Below are 17,131 nucleotides of genomic sequence, written 5' to 3'. Positions count from 1 at the left end.
ATGATGGGTTTCTGGGTGACCCACCCCAAAGGCAAACACCCGCTGATTGACGAGGTGGACCGCGACTTCGTGTTCCTGCTCAACGCTTACGACATTGACCCCGGCACCATGACGCCCAAGATCATGACCATGACGGACTTCAATCTGTGGTCATGGAACAGCCGGATTTTCCCGGGTATAGACACACTCAATGTGCGCTTGGGCGACAAGGTGCGTATCCGCATTGGCAACCTCACCATGACCAACCACCCCATCCACCTGCATGGCCACGAGTTCAAGGTCACAGGCAGCGACGGCGGGCCGTGGCCCATGGCGGCACGCGCCCCCGAAGTCACCACCGATGTGGCCGTGGGCCAAATGCGGCAAATTGATTTTCTGGCCGACGAAGAAGGCGACTGGGCGTTTCATTGCCACAAGAGCCACCACACCATGAACGCCATGGGCCACGCCATTCCCACCACGATTGGCGTGGACCATCGCGGCCTCGTCAAAAAACTGCAAAAGGTCATGCCCGACTACATGATGATGGGCGAGCGCGGCATGGCCGACATGGGCGAGATGGAAATGCAGATCCCCGAAAACACCGCACCGATGATGACCGGCACCGGCCCTTACGGCGGCGTGGAAATGGGCGGCATGTTCAGCATCCTCAAGGTCCGAAAAAACCAAAAGCCTGGCGACTACAAGGACCCGGGCTGGTACAAGCAGCCGGCCGGCACCCAAGCCTATGAATGGACAGGCGCACTGCCCGATCCTGCGCGCATGAAGGCAAGCAGCACAGCCATGCCGGCAACCGCAGGCCCCGGCACCGAAGTCCAAATCCGTAAACCCATGGGCACCATGGCCCACTAATCCATCAACCCATCAACCCAGCAACCCAGCAACCAAGGAAATCTCTTGAAAAATACTATCAAACTCATCGCTGCTTGCGCAGTATTGGCGAGCGCCACAAGCACTTTTGCAGCCGGCAGTCACGGCGGCGGGCATGATGCGCCAGTCATCGGTAAACCCGGTGTCGCTGGCAAGGTGACCCGCACCATCGAGGTGGACATGAGCGACACCATGCGCTTTACTCCCGCCAACATCAGCGCCAAGCAGGGCGAGACGATCCGCTTTGTGGTGAAGAACACCGGTCAGCTGAGCCACGAGTTTGTGCTGGGCACGGCAAAAGACCTCAAGGCGCATTACGAAGTGATGAAAAAGAACCCCGAGATGGAGCACGCAGACGACAACATGCTCACCGTCAAGCCCGGACAGACCAGTGAGATTCTGTGGCAATTCACCAAAGCGGGAACCGTTGATTTTGCATGCCTGCACCCAGGACATTTTGAGGCGGGCATGAAAGGCAAAATCGCCGTTTCACCCACCAAACGGAATGCCGAATTGGCTTCCAGATAAACACACGAAAGAAAAACCATGAACATTCTTAAAAACTTCGCCCTCGGCGCCCTGCTGGCCACGACCACCCTTGCTTCTACCAGCCTGTTGGCTCAACCCGCCATGGACATGAGCGGGATGAAGGAAAAAGGCATGAGCATGGATATGAAGGGCATGGAGATGAGCAACGGCGAGGTGAAAAAAATTGACACAGAAGCGCAAAAAATCACCCTCAAGCACGGCGAGATCAAAAACATGGATATGCCGGGCATGACCATGGTTTTTAGAACTCAGGACCCGTCTCTGCTGGACAACATCAAAGTCGGAGACAAGGTCAAATTTAACGCTGAAAAACGCGAAGGTTTCATCGTTGTCACGGCGATTGAAGCCATCAAGTAATTTGACGGCTTGGGGTGCGCCTGCGGCAGGCAGAGGCATCGTCCTCGGCCGCAGCGCCCCCGCCAATCAGTTGTCCATTAACTCCCAGCTCACTCAAGGAGAACCTGATGAAAAGACGTTTTCTTATTCAAGCCCTCGCCAGCCTGGCTGGCGCTTCAGCCCTGCCGCCCAGCCTTATGGCGCAAACCAAACCGCTGGTAGAGGTCTGGAAAGACCCCGACTGCGGCTGCTGCCAGGACTGGATCAGCCACCTGGAAGCCAACGGGTTTCGGGTCAAGGTACAAGGCAGCGGCAACACGGCCGCACGGGCCCGGCTGGGCGTGCCTGACAAACTGGGCTCCTGCCACACCGCGCAGGTCGGCGGCTATGCCCTTGAGGGCCATGTTCCAGCCCGCGACATTCACCAAATCCTGAAGGAGCGCCCCAAGGCCGTTGGTCTTGCAGTGCCGGGTATGCCTGTCGGCTCACCAGGCATGGACGGGCCCGCCTATGGGGGGCGCAAAGACCCGTATGACGTGCTGCTCGTGCTTGAGGACGGCAACTCCCGTATCTATCAGTCTTATCCCTCAAGCCAGTTGCAAGCGCCTAAAAAGAAGTCATCATGAAATCCTTGTGACTTGAGTGCAAGGCGCAAACCATCAAAAAGCTCTCGCAGCATCTCTGACCATGCGCGTCACGCACCAATTCGCGTAGGCATCGCCCAGGATTCTTCCGAGCCAGCGTTCCGGAATGCCGGACGGAAGGTTGTAGTCGATCCAGACGCGCAGATGGGTCTTGCTTGCCTTGGGAGTCAGTTCAAAGCCCATCCGGTATCCGCCAATCACCAGCAAGCGCGGTTCACCACGGGTTTCCCAGGTTTTCCGAAAAGGTGGCCTGTATTCGCTCACCGTCTCCTCGACGCACAACGAAATACCCAGGATTCGTCCGTTCATGCGTATCAAAGAGCCGACGGCCTGGCCCTGTTGACTGTCCGTCTCGATCTTCATCGTGGCGCCGGCCGTCATCAGCGACGGCTTTTCCATATGCGCAGTCAGCCGCCTGTGGTCGTCCAGGAACGCGAACACGGCCTGGGGACTGGCAGCGATAGCGGCTGCAGCCTCCCGATGGAACCGAAACAGCGGACTCACAACCGGCGCCGTCGCAGGTGCAATACATTGCCGATCCCTGGCGGCGCGCTGGTGGCGTTCATCGAGCATGACCTCGATGGCACCCCACAGGATCATCGCCGGACAGACCAGCAGGAGCGCGGCCAGCAGAGCGCCCCAGAACGTGAAGCCGAACAGCATCAGCACGACCGCCGCCAGCAAGATACTCAGGACCGGACACAGCCAGAGCCAGCGGTCGGCAAAGCGTGTCTTGAGACCACCTTGCATGGTGCTGCCTTCCTGTTTTACCGCTGCTCGAGCTTGACGCGCTTGAGCAGGGCCGAGTTGATGATGACCGACAAGGACGACAGCGCCATCGCCGCTGCGGCAATCATCGGGTTGAGAAATCCCAGGGCGGCAATCGGCACGCCGATGCTGTTGTAGATGAAGGACCAGAACAGGTTCTGCTTGATCGTGCGCATGGTCGCGCGCGACAGACGGATGCCAGCCACGACGTCGCGCACATCACTGCGCACCAGGATGATGCCGCCGGTTTCCTTGGCCACGTCGGACCCGGAACCGATGGCGATGCCGATGTCGGCCGTGGCCAGGGCCGGCGCATCGTTGACGCCATCGCCGACCATCGCCACGACCCGGCCCTGCGCCTGCAAGTCCTTGATCACCTTGGCCTTGTCGGAGGGCAGCACGTCGGCGATGACGCGGTCAATGCCGAGCAGGCGGCCGATGGCGGCGGCGGTGCGCTGGTTGTCGCCGCTCAACAGGATCACCTGCACTTTCTCGGCCTGCAGCGCGGCGATGGCCTCCTGCGCCTCCGGCCTCACCGTGTCGGCGACCGCAATCACGGCCACCAGGCGTGCGCCGCTGGCCAGCAGCATGGCGGTCTTGCCATCGGCCTCCAGGCGTTCCATCTCGGGCTGCACTTGAGCGATGTCCACCCCTTCGCGCTGCATCAGCCGGCGGTTGCCCAGCAGCACGGGCTCACCATCGATGCGGCCCTGCACCCCATGGCCGGGGACCGAATCGAAACCCTCAACGGTCGCTGGCGCGACGCCTGCCTCACGTGCGCCGCGCACGATGGCCTCGGCCAGCGGGTGCTCCGAACCGGATTCAAGGCTCGCGGCCAGCCGCAGCGCCTGCTCTTTCGTCCACTCCGGCCGTACCAAGACGTCAGTGAGGGCGGGCTCGCCACGCGTGAGCGTGCCGGTCTTGTCGAAAACGACCGTGTCGAGTTTCTGCGCCTTCTCAAGAACCTCGGCGCCGCGGATCAGGATGCCGGCCTGCGCGCCGCGCCCGACGCCGACCATCAGCGCGGCGGGCGTAGCGATGCCGAGCGCGCAGGGGCAGGCAATGATGAGTACCGCGATGAAGGCCAGCAGCCCTTGCGGGAAATTGCCAGCCAGCCACCAGCCGGCGAAGGCCAGGAATGCCGTGCCGACGACGGCCGGCACGAAGTAGCGCGTCACCTCGTCGGCGATGCGCTGGATCGGGGCACTGCTGGCCTGGGCATCCTCGACCATCTTGATGATCTGGGCCAGTGCGGTCTCAGTGCCCACGCGCGTGGCCTGGAAGCGGAACGAGCCGGTGCGGTTCAGCGTGCCGCCGATGACCTTGGAGCCGACCTGCTTTTCGACCGGCATGGACTCGCCGGTGAGCATCGATTCATCAACCGCCGAGGCGCCCTCCAGCACCACCCCGTCGGTGGCAATGCGCTGCCCCGGACGCATGACGACGGTTTCGCCGACCATCACACTCTCGGCCGGCACCTCCATCTCGACCCCCTCGCGCACCACCTGGGCGGTGGCGGGCTTCAGGTCGAGCAGCTTGCGTACGGCCGCGGAAGAGTGCTTCTTGATGATCTCCTCCATGTACTTGCCGAGCAGCACAAAGGCGATGATGACGGCGGAGACTTCGAAATACACTGCACGCTCATCGATCTCGACCGGCAACACGTCGGGGAAAAACACCACGGCCACACTATAGAAATAGGCCACCGAGGTGCCCATCGCGATGAGGAAATCCATGTTGATGCGGCGGCTGCGGATGGCGTTCCACGCGCCCTTGTAGAAGCTCCAGCCGCCGATGAACTGCACCGGCGTCACCAGCAGAAACAGCCACATACCCCAGGTGAACCAGGGCAGCGCCGAAACCGGTGCCCAGCTGACGATGGTGGCACCGGTGGCCAGCGCAAGGAACGCGCCGGCCCGCATGATCGCCAGCGCCAGCACCCCGGTCAGGGCGATCGCCACGCGCGTGCGCATCGACTTCAGCTCCTGCTCCGGCGACTCGAAGGTACGCTGGCAGCCGACGCTGCAGAAATAGTAGCTGCGTCCGCCACGCTCGGAGCGTAAAGCACTCGCCTTGTCAACCATCATGCCGCAGATCGGATCCTTGGCCTGGCCTTGCAGTCCGCGACGCAACGCGGCTTGCATCGGCATACCGTGATCGGGCGCCGTCGGGGCCAGGGCGGATATCGGCGCGCCAGTGGCATCGGGTACCAGGGTCGCCGCCGCCGTGCCTATGTACTTCTTGGGGTCGATCTCAAACTTGTGCTGGCAATCTGTGGAACAGAACAGGTACAGCTTGCCATCAAACTCCAGGCGGGCCGCCGCCTTGTCGGCTTGGACGCTCATCCCGCAGACCGGATCAACGGCCGAGGTCGGGGCGGCAGGTCTAGTGGTGCTCTCGGTGTTCATGGTCTTGTTCTTTTCAGGTCTGGTGTTGATCGAGTTAGGGGCAAGGCAGCAGGCGCAGTTCCTCAGCAGCACCCGCCGTGGTGGTCATGCCCGGCGGCCTTGTCACCGTCTTTTGGCACCGTGGCGTACTGGTCCGGCGCTGCCTCGAAACGGTCACGGTTCTCGCGCGACTCGAAGTAATAGGCGCGGCCCTGGTAAACCGTCGCTACCGCCGATGTCGGATCGACCGGGCGTCGGCTGACGGGGTCGGTGGCCGGGGCGGATTCGACGGGCGTGTCCACACTGCCTTGCCGGTCATGCCTGTGCTCCGGCTGAGCGGGTCGGCCACCGGAGCCACAGCCCATGCCGCCGAAGCGCATGAACAGGATCACGCCCACCAATAACAGCAGATTGATCCAGTTCTGTGTCAGCCATTCCATACGCTTCTCCTTCAGTGGGTCAGAGCTGCCAGCGAAATGTCCGGGGTGCGGATTCACCCGGCCGGGTGATGCTGAGTTCGATCGTACTCGGCCGCGGCGCCGGAACATCGAATGCCAGCACACCTTCACGGTGATGGCCACCCGGTGGCGCGCCGAGCCAGCTCACGGGCTTGAACGTGCGGCCGTCGTCGGTCGTCAGGGTGGCGCTTTGGGTCAGGTCGTCGCTCAGGTCGGCACTGTGGGTGTCAAGCACGATGGTGAATTCCCACGGCTTGTCGGGCGATCCGATCAACTTCGGCGTCACCTTGACAGTCACCCCTAGCTCACTCGACGACTGCGTGGTCGTCGCATTCGCGCTGGCTTGCGCCAGTGCGGCCAGGGGCGCAGCCACCACGCCGAGCGTGGCCGCGAGGATCCAGCCGCCGATCCTGACGTGATGGAAATTCCGTACTAAAAACATGATTTACTCCTTTGCCGTGGTGGGTGCGAACACCCGTTGGATATTGCTCGGTACCCACACTCATTCGAGGACACGGCGGTGGCGCTGAAAGACGTGGCGCGAGCCACGGATACTCAAGGCAGGTCTCCAGACGATCTGGCTTGTAAGTCGTCGCGTTTTCGAAGGAATTCCTCGCGGCCGATTTTTCCGCTGGCATAGGCCAGCTCCAGTATTTCAAGCGCGCTCTTGTCCGTGCCCGCCTTGAACCGCTCGAAGAAAACCTTGATTGAGACAAACAAGAGGACGAACGGCAGCAGCCATAACGCCAGCATCACAATCCAGCCACCCAACATCCAGACACCGTGGTCAAACCCGTACATACCCTGCTCCTTGGAAAAATACACGCTTATGCATGCGTTGAACACCGCTTCATCGGTACGCCTCTGATCCGGACTTCCCGGATTGCGCAGAAGCCGCGCGCCGCGTCATTTCGTTGGCGACACCCACGAGCTTGCTCCTGACGTCCTGCCCCATCATGGCCGTGCCGATCAAGGGCGGCACCCAGAAACCCGGAACGATGCTGGCCCGATAGATCAGCAGCGTCGCATCGTCCTGCGCCTCGATGCGCCACTCGCCGGACTTGCTTTTTAGAGTGCCGCTGACAGCGGAAAAACGGATCGCCTCAAGCGGTACTTCCACGATTCGCACGACAACCTCGATCGGCAAGGTCAGCCACAGGAACCCTGACTGTCCCGTCTGCTGGAGCAGCAGTGGCGCACCCGGCTCGCTCACGATGCGACTGATTTGCAGGCCCGGGACGAAGCGCGCAAGATTGTCGTAGTCGGTCAGGACCTGCCAGGCGATGTGATGGTGCACGTCAACGCGCAGTTTGGCATCAATGCGGATCGTGTCTGCATCGCGCTCGATCCTGACATCGCGTTCGGCCAGAGCGTCAGCGCTGAACCACAGCAGGCACAGCGCCAGCAGGTGCGGAAATGCCGCTCCGGCGGAACGCACAGACAGCGCGCGCCATGCTGCGAACACAGCCTCGCCTGGATACCACCGCGTGAAAGTCCAAGCGTAGCCCATATTGAACGAAGCACTCAGCCCGCGGTTGAACCTTGACCCATGCGGGGGAAGAACCTGGGGGTTCGCCGGGCATAGCGCTCAAAGGCATCTCCGAACCGGGTGCGCATCTGCGCTTCTTCAGTGATGGCCAGACGCCCATACATGACCAGCAGAATCGGGAACATGGCCAGGGTGAGCAGCGTCGGCCACTGCAACAGGAAGCCAAGCAGGATCAGCACAAAGGCCACGTATTGGGGGTGGCGAATCCGCGCGTAAGGCCCCGTGGTGGCCAGCGTGTTGCCGCGTTGCGCTTGATACAAAACGTTCCAGGCGCTGGACAACAGGTAAAAACCGAAGCCCAGGAAAACATAGCTCGCGATGTGCAAGGGTCCAAAGTGGGCGTCTCCCTGCTCGCCCAGCAGCGTTGACCACAGGTGACCGGCGTTGTGGGAAAGCAGGTCGGTGCCCGGGAACCGGGTCTGCAGCCAGCCGGACATCACATAGATGGTGAGCGGAAAGCCATACATCTCGACAAAGAGCGCGACGATAAACGCAGCGAATGCGCCGAAAGTTCGCCAGTCCCGTGCGGTCTGGGGCCTGAAGAAGCTGAAGGCGAACATCAGGAAGATGGCCGAATTGAGGAAGACAAGCGTCCAGAGTCCGTAGGCCGGGGCATCAGGGCTCATGGCTGTTCTCCGGTCCCGGATGCCGGTGGGGCCGCCGTGTCCGGGCTTTTGTTGCTCCCGTGGTGGCCCGCATGAGCGCCGCCATGGCGTCCATGCCCGCGATGCATGAACACATGCATCAGCGGGCAGGCCAGAACCAGCAGGAACGGCAGGGCGCCGAAAAAGTGGGCGCGATGCTCGGTGAGCAGGAAATACGCCGCGATAGCGCCGAACACGAGCAGGCCCAGTCCGTAGCGGGAGCGCCAAAATGGCGTGGCGCCCGGAAGGCAGGGCTGAGAACTGTGCTTGTCGTCCATGGAAATCTCCAGGGAGAAGGGTGTGACGCCGGCTCACCGAGCCGGTGTCATCAACCCTTCACGCGAAAGTTGATCATCATGCCGCCATCTTCGTGTTCCAGGTTGTGGCAATGGAAGACGTAGGTCTGGTCACCGGGGAAGTCGTGGGCGAAGTCGATCGCCACCCGCACCGTTTCGCCGGGCCAGACCAGCACGGTGTCCTTCCAGCCGAGGTCGCTCACGGTGCGGCCCTGGCCGAAACGCGCCGTGGCCGCGACCTGGGGCGGGCTGCCGATGCGTTCGAGCACCTGGAACGAAAAACCGTGGATGTGCATCGGGTGCGGCATGCCCATCGTCGGGTTGCTGATGTTCCAGATTTCGACCGCACCGCGTTTGACGTCGAACGCGATCTCGTCCATATGGTAGGTGCGTCCGTTGATCAGGAAGCGCATCTGTCCCATCGACAGTTCGATCTTGCGCTGCGCGGCGCCTTCGGTTCGGATCGGCTTGATCTGGGACAGCGTGGCCGGCAGTTTGGCGACGACGCGATCGCCGGCCTTGACCGACAGCTTCAACACGTTGAACTCCGCGCCCAGCGGCAGCCGTGACGAGCTCATGCTGGCCATCATCCGCCCCATGCCCATACCGCCCATACCACCCATACCACCAGATCCGCCAGCAGGCCCTTCGTTTTCCATGGCATCGAACGCCAGGCTCCTGAGGAAGATGTCCTCACCGGGCTGCGCCTGGCCCGCGTCGAACAGCACATCGAGGCGCTCGCCCGGCGCGAGAAAGGCCTCCGTCACAGTTTCGGGCCGCTCGATCAGGCCGCCGTCGGTGCCGATGACGGTGAAATCCAGCGGCGTGCTGCCCTTGACGAAGGCAAGCCGGTAGATGCGTGCATTCGATCCATTGAGAAGCCGCAGGCGATAGGTGCGCGGGGTGACGGCCTGGACCGCATTGGGCGTCAGGTTGGCGAGCACGATGTCGCCGAGCCAGCCCATCATGGCTTCATGGGCACTCGGCTTGTACAACAGCTTGCCCTGCGCGTCGAACTGCTTGTCCTGGATGACCAGGGGCAGGTCGGTGACGCCGAGCTGCAGATCAAGTGCCTTGGCCAAGCGGCGCTGGTCGTCGTCGTCCACCAGGAAGAAGCTCGCCAGGCCATGGTAGGCCTGCTCGGCGGTCAGCTCGTGGGCATGCGTGTGGTACCAGTAGGTGCCGCCGCGGTTGCTGACCTTGAAGTCGTACTCGTAGCGCCCGCCGGGGCCGATGGTGCTGGCCGGGTGGCCGTCCATGGCGGCGGGCGTGTGCAGGCCGTGCCAGTGGATGATGGTCGGCTCGGCCAGCGCGTTGTCCAGGCTGGCCGTGAAGCGCGCGCCGCTCTCTATGCGCAAAATCGGATTCTGGTAGGCCTTGCCCGCCTGTTCGGTCTGGTACAGCAGGAACGGCGATTCGCGGCCGGGCAGCAGCGGGAAGCTCGCCGCAACGGTGCGGATTTTCAGCGGCCCGGCGACATCGAGCACCCCGAACGGCCCGCTGCCCACAGGGATGAACAGCTTTTGCTGGAAGTTCGCGGCGGCGACCGGATCGAAGGGATAGTGGCGAAACGGCCCGCCAGCCAGCGCGTTGGAACGAGGCGATCCGTAATACATCCAGGCGGCCCCACCGGCGGCGGCCACGGCCGCTACCCCACCAAACTCAAGCAATTGTCTTCTTTGTAACATAGGGTTCTCCTTAGCGCGCAGGCGTAGCCGGCATCAGGTCCATCATCATTTTCATCATGGTCTGCATCATCTCCATGCGCTTTTCCATCATCTGCTGGCGCGTTCCGATGTCGCCAGTCATACCCTGCATGCCTTTCATACCGCCCATGCCAGCGCCGGACATGCCGTCCATCATGGCCATGCCGTCCTGCATGGTTTTCAAGTGTTCGGTCATCAGCTTGCTGCGCTCTTGCGGGGTCTTGGCGTTCATCATCTTTTCGTGCAGGCCCTGCATGGTCTTTATCTGCGCATCCATCCTGGTCATCTGGTCCGGTGTGGCCATGCTGTTGGCAGACGCAGCGCCCATGGGCATCGGTGGAGCCGTGTTGCAGGCGGTCAATGCGAGGGCGGCGGCGAGGGACGCGGCAAGTGGAATGAATCGAAAATGGGTCATGACAGACTCCTGGTTAGCTGACGGATATGAAATGCTGGGTGCGGTGGGTAAACACAGACGCTGGTGTAATGCCCGAATCGGCCTTCTGTCCCTGAGCACAGAAGCAAACTGGACTGAGAAATGAACGCAAACCGCAGAGCGCGAGACTCCAGATCAAGCGTCAGAGGGGCGGCTAGAGTGCCAGTCGCGAGTAGCGGACCCGGATGGGCAGCCCAAGGATGGCGGGTTGCATGTCTTCCCTATGAGTAGCAACGACGGGCGAAACAGCGTTCCAGAGGACATGAACAAAGGGCGCCGGACCGGGATCAGGCTGTGCAACTGTCAACGACTGCTTTGGCAAAGAGCGTGAGCTATCGTCGCAGACCTTCAGGCACGGAGCCCTGGCGGTGTGCAAGCCATTGTCGCGATCAGCAACGGCGCTCGCATGACCAGACAATATGGCGGGAGAATATACAGCCTCGGAAGCTGTAGCGATGTAGGAATGCGTTTCGCGCGCTTCCAGCAGACACGCGTTGGCGACCCCTGAAGCCAAGACAAACAGCCACGCCAGCAACACCATAAATGCAGTGTTGCGCTTGGCGCGGGCGTTCGAAAAGAGTTTCATGCGGGTAGGAATCAGGGCTAGATCATGCTAACCGGTCAACGTGACCAAGTGTTGATATTCGTCAAAAAAACTGCCTCAAATCACAAATTCAGCCATCAAGCAATTTTCACCTGCACTGCTCGCCGTTGGGCGCCAGAACTGACAGTAACCTTCGCCAGGGACCATGCTAAGGTTCACGCATGCCCAAAACCATACGCTACACCCTGCTGTCGCTGCGCGATATAACGGTTTCTGCCGGCCCCTTCCTGCTGTTGGCCGTGACGCTGCTGGTGCTCGCCTACGGCTGGCTGGACCCAAACCCGCCCAAGCGGGTCACGCTGGCCACCGGCCCAGCGCAAAGCGCGTATGAAGCGTTTGGCAAGCGTTATGCAGAGGCGCTGAAAAAGGAAGGCATTGAGGTCGTGCTGCTGCCTTCCGAAGGATCGGCTGCCAACCTGCAGTTGCTGCGCGAAGGCAAGGCCGACCTGGGATTTGTGCAGGGCGGCAGCAGCGAGGCCGGCAGCAAGCAAAACGAAGAACTCGAGTCGCTGGGCAGCCTTTTCCTCGAACCCGTCTGGCTGTTTTACCGGGAAGAAGCAGCACGCCGGGTCAACCCCGAGGCAACGCTAACGGCCCTGCCGGAGCTCAAGGGACTGCGCGTCAACGTCGGCACGCCCGGCAGCGGCCTGCCCAGCCTGATGGACAAATTGCTGGAGAGCAACCGCATTGACAAAAGCACGCTGGTCCTCTCAGAGCTGGAGCAAACGCCGGCCACCGTGGCCTTTCTGGGCGGCGAGCTGGACGCCATCGTTTTCGCCTCGGCCCCCGAGTCGCTGATGGTGCAGATGCTGCTGCAAACCCCGGGCGTCAAGCTCATGGATTTTGCGCAGAGCGAAGCATATTCGCGGCGCTTTGCGTTTCTGAGCCCGGCCGTGCTGCCGCGCGGCGTGGTCGATCTGGCGGCCAACATTCCGCCGCAAGACGTGCGCCTGGTCGCCCCGACCACCACCCTGCTCACGCGCGCCGGCACGCACCCGGCGCTGCTGCAGCTGTTTGCCCTGGCGGGCAATGAAATTCACGGCAGCGCGGGCTGGTTCAAGCGGGCCCGCGAATACCCCAAGCTGGCCAACAACGAAGTGCCGATTTCAGCCGAGGCCGAACGGAGCATCAAGAATGACAAGCCTTTTTTGCAGCGCTACCTGCCTTTTTGGGTGGCCAATCTGGTGGAGCGCATGTGGCTGGTGATGGGCCTCATCATCGCCATCATGCTGCCGCTGTCGCGCATCGTGCCGCCGCTGTATGAGTTTCGGGTGCGCTCGCGCATTTTCAGGTGGTACGGCCAGCTCAGGGACATTGAAAACCGCATTGACAACGCGGGCAACCAGGAGGCACTGCTGGAAGATCTGAGCGATCTGGACCACCGCGCCGAAAAAATCAGCGTGCCGCTGTCCTATGCCAACGAACTGTATGCGCTGCGCAGCAACATCCAGCTGGTACAAAAGAAGCTGCAAAGGCGACAGATCCAGACGCCCCGGAACGAGCCGTAAGCGCTAGCGCAGGCGCAACTGATCCTGCGCCGATTCCCGCTCATGCGGCGCCGATGGTGCACGTCTTGATCCAACGCAATTTATCTCGCCTCCGGCGCGAAGGAACGCCGGACCGTCGTTGGATTTACCGTAGTTGTACGGTAAGCTGAAACTTTTAAAGTTGTTTTTTATGACAGCAACAACAAAGGCACCGGGTAGCGAGGCGGCGCCTTCAGCCCCGCCATGGCATGCCTTGCAGGCCGAGACGGTGCTGGTCCGGCTCGGTTGTGACCCCGCATCGGGATTGAGCGCCACAGAAGTCGAGTTACGGCAGACCCGGGACGGCAGCAACACCCTGCCCGAGCCGCCACGCCGCTCCGTGTTTTCCATCATCGCGCGTCAGTTCAAGAGCCCGCTGATCTACATCCTGTTTGTGGCGGCGCTGCTGGCGATGGCACTGTCGCACTATGGCGACGCGGTGGTGATCCTTCTGGTGGTGCTGGTCAACGCGCTGATAGGCGCATTCCAGGAGGGCCGCGCCGAGCGCTCGATGGCCTCGTTGCGCCAGCTGTCGGCGCTGCGTGTGCGTGTGCTGCGGGACGGCCATGAAACGTCGATTGAGGCACGCGACCTGGTGCCGGGCGATCTGCTGCTGCTGGCCGCAGGCGACGCCATTGGCGCCGATGCGCGCCTGATCGAGGAGGCCCAGCTGCAGGTCGCCGAGGCGGCACTGACCGGCGAGTCGGTGCCGGTGCGCAAGGCGGTACCGGCTTTGCCTGAGGCCACCGGACTGGCCGACCGCCACAACATGGTGTTCTCGGGTACCTACGCCACCGCCGGGCGCGGGCGGGCAGTGGTGGTGGCCATTGGCACCCGTACCGAAGTCGGCCGCATCGCGGGGCTGACCGAGACCGCGACCGAGCCAAAAACGCCGCTGGAGCAGCGCATCGAGCAGTTTGGCCGTTGGCTGGTGGTTGCGGCGCTGGTGCTGTTTGGCACGGTGGTCGCACTGGGGCTGTTTCGGGAATTGCCGCTGGTCGATGTCCTGATGGTGGCGATCAGCCAGATGGTGTCCATGGTGCCCGAGGGCCTGCCGGTGGCCATGACCATCGCGCTGGCTGTGGGCATGCAGCGCATGGCGGCGCGCGGTGCGATCATCCGCCGCCTGTCGGCCGTCGAAACGCTGGGGTCGACGACCGTGATCTGCACCGACAAGACCGGCACCCTGACGCGCAATGAAATGACCGTCAGCACGCTGTGGCTGCCGGTCGGCCTGGAGGTCGCCGTGAGTGGGATCGGCTACGCGCCGGAGGGAAAATTCAGCGCTGACGATACGGCACTTGCACCGCTGCTGCGCGCGGCCGCGCTGTGCAACGACGCGCAACTGCTGCCCCCCGAAAAAGCGCGCACCGAATGGTCCGTGCTGGGCGACCCGACAGAAGGCGCTCTGAAGGTGCTGGCAGCCAAGGCGGGTATCGACCTGGCGCAATTGTCGCGCGACGCGCCGCGCGAGGCCGAACTCCCCTTCGATTCCGACACCCGGATGATGGCCACGCGCCACTGCTTCGCCGATGCGCCGCGCCGCGTGTTCATCAAGGGCGCGCCCGAAGCGGTGCTGCACCTGTGTGCAGCCGACGGGACGGCCTTGGTCCACGCGGCGCGTGCGGCCGCTGAAGCCATGGCGGCGCGCGCGCTGCGTGTACTGGCCTTTGCAGTGGTGGAGGACGACCCGCTCGACCCCGGCGTCGGCTTCGACCCCCTGGCCGGCCGCGCCCACCTGCTCGGCCTGGTCGGCCAGATCGACCCGCCGCGCGAAGAGGTTAAAAGCGCCGTCACCGAATGCCGCGCGGCTGGCGTCCGGCCCATCATGGTGACGGGCGACCACAAGCTCACGGGGCTGGCGATCGCCCGTGAGCTTGGCATTGCGCGCGATGGCGACCGGGCCATCGACGGTGCCGAACTCGAGCGCATGAATGAGACCGACCTGCGCAGCGCACTTGATCACATCGCAGTTTTTGCGCGCGTTCACCCGGCGCAAAAGCTGCGCATTGTCGAAGCCCTGCAGGCGCGCGGCGAGGTGGTCGCGATGACCGGTGACGGCGTCAACGACGCACCGGCGCTGGCACGCGCCGATGTCGGTGTGGCGATGGGCATCACCGGTACCGAAGTCGCCAAAAGCGCAGCCAAGATCATCATCACCGATGACAACTTCGCCACCATCGTCGGTGCGGTCGAGCAGGGGCGCGTGGTTTACGGCAACCTGAAAAAGGTCATCCTCTACCTGTTCGCCACTTCGATGGCCGAGGTGCTGGTGCTGATGCTGGCCTTGCTGGGCGGATTTCCCCTGCCGCTGGTGGCGGTGCAGATCCTGTGGATCAACATCGTCACCGAGGGCACCGTCACCGTGAATCTGGTGATGGACCCGCCCGATGGCGAGGAGATGAAGCGCGCGCCGGTGCCACGAGACGACCGGCTCCTCGGGCGCGACACGCTGGCACGCGTGGCGCTGATGACGCCGCTGATTGCCGGCGTCACCTTCGGCTGGTTCATGTGGCGACTCGAGCAGAACGTGCCGATCGAGCTGGTGCGCACCGAAACCTTCACGGTGCTGGCGATGTGCGCGTGGTTCAACGTGCTGAACTGCCAGTCGGCCACCCGCTCGGCGCTAGCGCTGGGATTGCTGAAGAACCCCTGGCTGCTGGGCGGCTTGTCGCTGAGCATGCTGCTGCAGGCACTGGTGCTGTATGCACCGCCCATGAACACCCTGTTTCATACCGTGCCACTGGCGCCCGCCTCGCTGCTGCCACTGGCAGCGCTGGCCAGTTGCGTGCTGTGGGCTGAAGAGCTGCGCAAGCTCATCGTGCGCCTGGGCCGCAGGCGTGTGCGATGACACTCGGCCTGCTGGCGCTGCAATTTTTGCTGTGCGCGGTGCTGATCGCGGTTGCTGGCTATGTGCTCTGCCAAAGTGCCGACCGCATCGCCAAGGCGACCGGGTTGACCGGCGGCTGGATCGGTCTGGCGCTGCTGGCTACCGTGACCTCGCTGCCCGAGCTGGCCTCGGGCATTAGCGCGGTGACCGTGATTGATGCGCCCAATCTGGCGGTCGGCAATGCGCTGGGCGCCTGTGTGTTCAACCTCGTTTTCCTGGTGGTGATCGACGCACTGCAGCCCCATCAGCCGATCTACCGCCATGCCAGTGCGGCGCACCTGCTTTCGGCAGCTTTTGGCGTGGTGATGCTCGGCTTTGTCGCCATGAGCCTGCTGCTGCCCGCAGCAACACCGGCGATGCTGCATCTTGGGCTGTACAGCCCGGTGTTGCTGGCGCTTTACCTGCTGGCGCTGCGTAGCGTTTTTGCGCACGAGCAGGCACTGCGCTCGCAGCCTGATGCCGAAGCCGAGCCGGGGCCTGCGCCAGCCCTGGGGCGCCAGTGGAGCCGCTTCGGCGTGGCGGCTCTGATGGTGCTGGCGGCGGGAAGCTGGCTGCCGTCCATCGCCGACCAGCTGGCCCAGGCCATGGGCTGGAGCCGCAGCTTTGTCGGCACGCTGTTCATGGCACTGGTGACCACGCTGCCCGAAATAGCAGTGACGCTGTCGGCCCTGCGCCTGCGCGCACTCGACATGGCCATCGGCAACCTGCTTGGCAGCAATCTGTTCAACGTGACGATTCTGGCGATAGACGACATTTTTTACACCCGCGGCCCACTGCTTGCCGACGTCTCGCCCGTGCATGCGGGCACGGCGGTCGCGGCCGTGGTGATGAGTGGTCTGGTGATGATCGGTCTGGTGATGCGGCCGCAGGGTCGCGCGCTGCGCTTTCTAAGCTGGGTCAGCGTGGGGCTGCTGGCAACCTACCTGCTTAATGCGGCGCTGGTCTTCCTGCACGGCGGCGCCTGACCCGGGCACAAGCGTGAATGACAGGCTGAACACCATGACCTTCCTGCAAAGTCCGTTTTCCGAATTTGCACTTTTCCTGCTGATCTGCGCATTCGCCGGCGCGCTGTTCGTGCGGCTGCGCCAGCCGGTGCTGATCGCCTACATCGTGGTCGGCATCGCGCTGGGACCGACGGGCTTTGGACTTGTTGCGGCGCATGACCAGATAGACCTGCTGGCGCAAATCGGCGTCACGGTATTGCTGTTTGTGGTCGGGCTCAAGCTCGACCTGAACCACCTGCGCCGCATTGGGACGGTGGCGCTGGCCACGGGCCTGGGGCAGCTGGGATTCACGGTCGCGTTCGGCTTCGCACTGATTTTGCTGCTGGGCAAGGCCCCCATGGAGGCGCTGTACGTTGCGGTTGCGCTGACATTTTCCAGCACGATCATCATCGTCAAGCTGCTGAGCGACAAGCGCGAGATCGACAGTCTGCATGGCCGCATCGCAGTCGGCTTCCTGATCGTGCAGG

At 62.9% G+C, this 17,131-nt stretch carries 19 protein-coding genes; 8 read left to right on the top strand and 11 right to left on the bottom strand.

Going from position 1 to position 17,131, the window contains the following annotated elements:
- The 4 genes from ABW22_RS13780 to ABW22_RS13765 form a co-directional block, all read left to right on the top strand.
- Positions 1-852: multicopper oxidase domain-containing protein (locus ABW22_RS13780; RefSeq protein ID WP_157648653.1), on the top strand; the 852-nt coding region annotated here is incomplete at its 5' end.
- A 45-nt stretch (positions 853-897) separates the two neighbouring features.
- A complete protein-coding gene (locus tag ABW22_RS13775) occupies positions 898-1,398 on the top strand; it encodes a cupredoxin domain-containing protein (RefSeq protein ID WP_059757899.1) in 501 nt (166 codons plus the stop codon).
- A gap of 18 nt (positions 1,399-1,416) precedes the next feature.
- On the top strand, positions 1,417-1,776 hold the full coding sequence (locus tag ABW22_RS13770) for a copper-binding protein (RefSeq protein ID WP_059757896.1): 360 nt from the start codon (positions 1,417-1,419) through the stop codon (positions 1,774-1,776).
- 107 nt (positions 1,777-1,883) lie between these two features.
- Positions 1,884-2,381 (top strand): DUF411 domain-containing protein, encoded by a 498-nt coding sequence (locus ABW22_RS13765; RefSeq protein WP_059757892.1) that lies wholly within the window; start codon positions 1,884-1,886, stop codon positions 2,379-2,381.
- A gap of 33 nt (positions 2,382-2,414) precedes the next feature.
- Here ABW22_RS13765 and ABW22_RS13760 read toward each other — a convergent pair whose 3' ends face one another.
- From ABW22_RS13760 to ABW22_RS13710, 11 genes are all read right to left on the bottom strand, one after another.
- The gene (locus ABW22_RS13760) at positions 2,415-3,149 is read right to left on the bottom strand and encodes an SRPBCC family protein (protein WP_202813960.1); all 735 of its coding nucleotides are present in this window, start codon (positions 3,147-3,149) and stop codon (positions 2,415-2,417) included.
- Positions 3,150-3,166: 17 nt separating this feature from the next.
- The gene (locus ABW22_RS13755) at positions 3,167-5,575 is read right to left on the bottom strand and encodes a heavy metal translocating P-type ATPase (RefSeq protein ID WP_082708856.1); all 2,409 of its coding nucleotides are present in this window, start codon (positions 5,573-5,575) and stop codon (positions 3,167-3,169) included.
- A gap of 62 nt (positions 5,576-5,637) precedes the next feature.
- Complete coding sequence (locus ABW22_RS13750) at positions 5,638-5,994, bottom strand: YHS domain-containing protein (RefSeq protein ID WP_059757883.1); 357 nt, start codon at positions 5,992-5,994, stop codon at positions 5,638-5,640.
- A 19-nt stretch (positions 5,995-6,013) separates the two neighbouring features.
- A complete protein-coding gene (locus tag ABW22_RS13745) occupies positions 6,014-6,454 on the bottom strand; it encodes a hypothetical protein (RefSeq protein WP_088178792.1) in 441 nt (146 codons plus the stop codon).
- 113 nt (positions 6,455-6,567) lie between these two features.
- Positions 6,568-6,813 (bottom strand): SHOCT domain-containing protein, encoded by a 246-nt coding sequence (locus ABW22_RS13740; RefSeq protein WP_157648652.1) that lies wholly within the window; start codon positions 6,811-6,813, stop codon positions 6,568-6,570.
- Positions 6,814-6,862: 49 nt separating this feature from the next.
- Entirely contained in the window at positions 6,863-7,522 is a 660-nt protein-coding gene (locus tag ABW22_RS13735; protein WP_059757877.1) for an SRPBCC family protein, read from the bottom strand.
- 14 nt (positions 7,523-7,536) lie between these two features.
- Positions 7,537-8,187 carry a methyltransferase family protein gene (locus tag ABW22_RS13730; RefSeq protein WP_059757873.1) on the bottom strand — a complete coding sequence of 217 codons (651 nt, stop codon included), beginning with the start codon at positions 8,185-8,187 and terminating at the stop codon, positions 7,537-7,539.
- Positions 8,184-8,483: a DUF2933 domain-containing protein gene (locus ABW22_RS13725; RefSeq protein WP_059757865.1), complete on the bottom strand. Its 300-nt coding sequence runs from the start codon at positions 8,481-8,483 to the stop codon at positions 8,184-8,186. Before ABW22_RS13725 ends, ABW22_RS13730 begins: the two co-directional genes overlap by 4 nt.
- A gap of 50 nt (positions 8,484-8,533) precedes the next feature.
- Complete coding sequence (locus tag ABW22_RS13720; protein ID WP_082708852.1) at positions 8,534-10,189, bottom strand: multicopper oxidase family protein; 1,656 nt, start codon at positions 10,187-10,189, stop codon at positions 8,534-8,536.
- Between the two features lie 10 nt (positions 10,190-10,199).
- Complete coding sequence (locus tag ABW22_RS13715) at positions 10,200-10,622, bottom strand: hypothetical protein (protein WP_059757857.1); 423 nt, start codon at positions 10,620-10,622, stop codon at positions 10,200-10,202.
- A 172-nt stretch (positions 10,623-10,794) separates the two neighbouring features.
- Entirely contained in the window at positions 10,795-11,226 is a 432-nt protein-coding gene (locus ABW22_RS13710) for a hypothetical protein (protein WP_059757854.1), read from the bottom strand.
- A 179-nt stretch (positions 11,227-11,405) separates the two neighbouring features.
- Between ABW22_RS13710 and ABW22_RS13705 the strand changes: the two genes are divergently transcribed.
- From ABW22_RS13705 to ABW22_RS13690, 4 genes are all read left to right on the top strand, one after another.
- Positions 11,406-12,752: a TAXI family TRAP transporter solute-binding subunit gene (locus tag ABW22_RS13705; RefSeq protein ID WP_059757851.1), complete on the top strand. Its 1,347-nt coding sequence runs from the start codon at positions 11,406-11,408 to the stop codon at positions 12,750-12,752.
- A gap of 169 nt (positions 12,753-12,921) precedes the next feature.
- Positions 12,922-15,621 carry a cation-translocating P-type ATPase gene (locus tag ABW22_RS13700; protein ID WP_059757848.1) on the top strand — a complete coding sequence of 900 codons (2,700 nt, stop codon included), beginning with the start codon at positions 12,922-12,924 and terminating at the stop codon, positions 15,619-15,621.
- The gene (locus ABW22_RS13695) at positions 15,618-16,625 is read left to right on the top strand and encodes a sodium:calcium antiporter (protein ID WP_059757845.1); all 1,008 of its coding nucleotides are present in this window, start codon (positions 15,618-15,620) and stop codon (positions 16,623-16,625) included. Before ABW22_RS13700 ends, ABW22_RS13695 begins: the two co-directional genes overlap by 4 nt.
- Before the next feature lie 34 nt (positions 16,626-16,659).
- A partial coding sequence (locus tag ABW22_RS13690) for a cation:proton antiporter (protein ID WP_193393309.1) occupies positions 16,660-17,131 on the top strand: 472 nt, incomplete at its 3' end.

Source organism: Thiobacillus denitrificans, from assembly GCF_001530125.1.
Taxonomy (GTDB): Bacteria; Pseudomonadota; Gammaproteobacteria; order Burkholderiales; family Thiobacillaceae; genus Thiobacillus; species Thiobacillus denitrificans_C.
This window is presented reverse-complemented; position numbering and strand designations above follow the sequence as displayed.

Bases quoted from the DNA above. Each gene is read 5' to 3' on its own strand.
- ABW22_RS13770 (WP_059757896.1), top strand. From the start codon at position 1,417: ATGAACATTCTTAAAAACTTCGCCCTCGGCGCCCTGCTGGCCACGACC.
- ABW22_RS13765 (WP_059757892.1), top strand. From the start codon at position 1,884: ATGAAAAGACGTTTTCTTATTCAAGCCCTCGCCAGCCTGGCTGGCGCT.
- ABW22_RS13760 (WP_202813960.1), bottom strand. From the start codon at position 3,149: ATGCAAGGTGGTCTCAAGACACGCTTTGCCGACCGCTGGCTCTGGCTG.
- ABW22_RS13755 (WP_082708856.1), bottom strand. From the start codon at position 5,575: ATGAACACCGAGAGCACCACTAGACCTGCCGCCCCGACCTCGGCCGTT.
- ABW22_RS13750 (WP_059757883.1), bottom strand. From the start codon at position 5,994: ATGGAATGGCTGACACAGAACTGGATCAATCTGCTGTTATTGGTGGGC.
- ABW22_RS13745 (WP_088178792.1), bottom strand. From the start codon at position 6,454: ATGTTTTTAGTACGGAATTTCCATCACGTCAGGATCGGCGGCTGGATC.
- ABW22_RS13740 (WP_157648652.1), bottom strand. From the start codon at position 6,813: ATGTACGGGTTTGACCACGGTGTCTGGATGTTGGGTGGCTGGATTGTG.
- ABW22_RS13735 (WP_059757877.1), bottom strand. From the start codon at position 7,522: ATGGGCTACGCTTGGACTTTCACGCGGTGGTATCCAGGCGAGGCTGTG.
- ABW22_RS13730 (WP_059757873.1), bottom strand. From the start codon at position 8,187: ATGAGCCCTGATGCCCCGGCCTACGGACTCTGGACGCTTGTCTTCCTC.
- ABW22_RS13725 (WP_059757865.1), bottom strand. From the start codon at position 8,483: ATGGACGACAAGCACAGTTCTCAGCCCTGCCTTCCGGGCGCCACGCCA.
- ABW22_RS13720 (WP_082708852.1), bottom strand. From the start codon at position 10,189: ATGTTACAAAGAAGACAATTGCTTGAGTTTGGTGGGGTAGCGGCCGTG.
- ABW22_RS13715 (WP_059757857.1), bottom strand. From the start codon at position 10,622: ATGACCCATTTTCGATTCATTCCACTTGCCGCGTCCCTCGCCGCCGCC.
- ABW22_RS13710 (WP_059757854.1), bottom strand. From the start codon at position 11,226: ATGAAACTCTTTTCGAACGCCCGCGCCAAGCGCAACACTGCATTTATG.
- ABW22_RS13705 (WP_059757851.1), top strand. From the start codon at position 11,406: ATGCCCAAAACCATACGCTACACCCTGCTGTCGCTGCGCGATATAACG.
- ABW22_RS13700 (WP_059757848.1), top strand. From the start codon at position 12,922: ATGACAGCAACAACAAAGGCACCGGGTAGCGAGGCGGCGCCTTCAGCC.
- ABW22_RS13695 (WP_059757845.1), top strand. From the start codon at position 15,618: ATGACACTCGGCCTGCTGGCGCTGCAATTTTTGCTGTGCGCGGTGCTG.